Origin of the sequence: Halomonas sp. BC2 (assembly GCF_002078115.1) — a bacterium.
Taxonomy (GTDB): Bacteria; Pseudomonadota; Gammaproteobacteria; order Pseudomonadales; family Halomonadaceae; genus Vreelandella; species Vreelandella stevensii.
This window is the reverse complement of the sequence record NZ_LFGT01000020.1, coordinates 1-1,410: the sequence shown is the minus strand read 5'-3', so window position 1 is coordinate 1,410 and position 1,410 is coordinate 1. Positions and strand designations below refer to the sequence as shown.

At 67.0% G+C, this 1,410-nt stretch carries 1 CRISPR repeat array.

The annotated features are described in order from the left end of the window. Window positions 1–1,389: direct repeats of the CRISPR family, unit length 33 nt; unit sequence GTCGCGCCCCGCCCGGGGCGTGCGGATAGAAAC. Between the last annotated feature and the right edge of the window lie 21 nt (window positions 1,390–1,410).

Below are 1,410 nucleotides of genomic sequence, written 5' to 3'. Positions count from 1 at the left end.
GTCGCGCCCCGCCCGGGGCGTGCGGATAGAAACACCCAGCCGCGTGTTCGAAGGCTACGGCATCAACATGTCGCGCCCCGCCCGGGGCGTGCGGATAGAAACTCGTCGTGGCTGTACAGCCCCGCCGTGGGCTGTCGTCGCGCCCCGCCCGGGGCGTGCGGATAGAAACGCCAAGGCCTACAACGACGACCGTCTGCTGGAGATGTCGCGCCCCGCCCGGGGCGTGCGGATAGAAACAATGCCAAGCAGTAGCTCACGGGCGTAGTGCAGCGTCGCGCCCCGCCCGGGGCGTGCGGATAGAAACATTCAATTGATCGCATCAGTACCAACGGCAATTACGTCGCGCCCCGCCCGGGGCGTGCGGATAGAAACTGCACCGTCTTGCCGCTGTAATGCACCCGTTTGACGTCGCGCCCCGCCCGGGGCGTGCGGATAGAAACACGGAGAGTCGAAGCGCTTTCGCGTCGGCGCCATCAAGTCGCGCCCCGCCCGGGGCGTGCGGATAGAAACGTCAGCACTACCAGCAGCGGCGCAAAGACGTGAAGTCGCGCCCCGCCCGGGGCGTGCGGATAGAAACAAGAGGTGTTCGTCACTGACAGCGGCGATGAGATGTCGCGCCCCGCCCGGGGCGTGCGGATAGAAACACCGGCGGGCAACAGAACCTCGATATGCTCCGCGGTCGCGCCCCGCCCGGGGCGTGCGGATAGAAACCAGAGCTGTGGGCAAAGGCTCTTTCCAAAGGCGTCATGTCGCGCCCCGCCCGGGGCGTGCGGATAGAAACTGGCCGCTAATCGAGCGCTGAACCGTGTTCGCGCGTCGCGCCCCGCCCGGGGCGTGCGGATAGAAACTCTGCCTGCTCCATGCGAAGAGCAGTGACAGGGTCGTCGCGCCCCGCCCGGGGCGTGCGGATAGAAACACCACCGGATGGCCTAACGGCGCGGGCAGGCCTTGTCGCGCCCCGCCCGGGGCGTGCGGATAGAAACCGTTATCATCGACCAGCACGCTAACCTGCGAGCAAGTCGCGCCCCGCCCGGGGCGTGCGGATAGAAACCATGCGCTGCTTCAGGCTGCCCAGCATTGGCGTACGTCGCGCCCCGCCCGGGGCGTGCGGATAGAAACGGCGTCAGTGGGCAGCAGGTCGCAGCTAATAGCATGTCGCGCCCCGCCCGGGGCGTGCGGATAGAAACAATCATCAACAAACCGACTAACCATGGACGCCCGTCGCGCCCCGCCCGGGGCGTGCGGATAGAAACGTAAGCTGTTCAAGCGCCTTGGCGTCTGGCAAAAAGTCGCGCCCCGCCCGGGGCGTGCGGATAGAAACATCGCCCGGCACGGGCGGAATGATGCGATATCCCAGTCGCGCCCCGCCCGGGGCGTGCGGATAGAAACCGGTATCTAGGGCGGCAATCA